This window comes from Arthrobacter sp. ZBG10, from assembly GCF_001238605.1.
Lineage (GTDB): Bacteria > Actinomycetota > Actinomycetes > Actinomycetales > Micrococcaceae > Arthrobacter.
In genome coordinates this window covers 1-651 of record NZ_LFQH01000120.1, presented here as the reverse complement: position 1 = coordinate 651, position 651 = coordinate 1, and the positions used below count along the sequence as shown (strand labels likewise).

The following is a 651-nucleotide window of genomic DNA, read 5'->3' as shown; positions in this document are numbered from 1 at the left end:
CCGTCGAGGATCGCGGGTTCCTCGGTGGCTCCGAGGAGGGCCATGACCGGGACGGTGATCAGGACCTGCGCCCTGGGTACCGGAACATCACCCCAGGCCTTGGCGGAGGTAAACGGCGCCCCAGGGCTGGTGGCAGCGTCAGGCGTGGATCCGGCCTCCGTTCCAGAGGCGGTTTCCCCAGTGACAGCGCCAGCGGTGTTGTGTTCTGTGGGGGTGAGTCCGGCGGTGAGGAGGGCTTCGACGAGGTTATCAGCGCGGCGTTGGGGCAGGGTGCGGGTCTCGTGGGGGCCTTGTTGGCCGCGGGAGATCGCGGTGAGCCGGTTGTGGATCGCTTCGGCGGAGGCGGCGGGGAGGCAGGCGCTGAGCCAGGCCATTCCGTCCCGGGCCGGGGTGAACTCGACCCTGCGGTCCGCGGCGGATCGGTGGTGGCGTTCCTCAATGGATTCGGGGTGGTGGCGTTCGCGCCAGGAACGCACCTTGGCCCGTAACCGTCCCGGGACCAGGACCGCCGCCACACACCGCCCGGCCAGGACACTGCCGGCGGCCGGATCGGGGGCAGGTGTCAGGAGTGGGTCTGCCGGGTCAGCGCCTGCAGGATCAGCCACATCGATCGGGTCCGGGAGTGCAGGATCAGGGAGGGTGGGATCCGGG

General features: G+C 70.5%; 1 protein-coding gene. It reads right to left on the bottom strand.

Going from position 1 to position 651, the window contains the following annotated elements; translation table 11 throughout:
* Positions 1-651, bottom strand: a 651-nt coding sequence (locus tag ACU18_RS18795; RefSeq protein WP_231686143.1) for a DUF222 domain-containing protein, incomplete at both ends; no start/stop codon positions are given.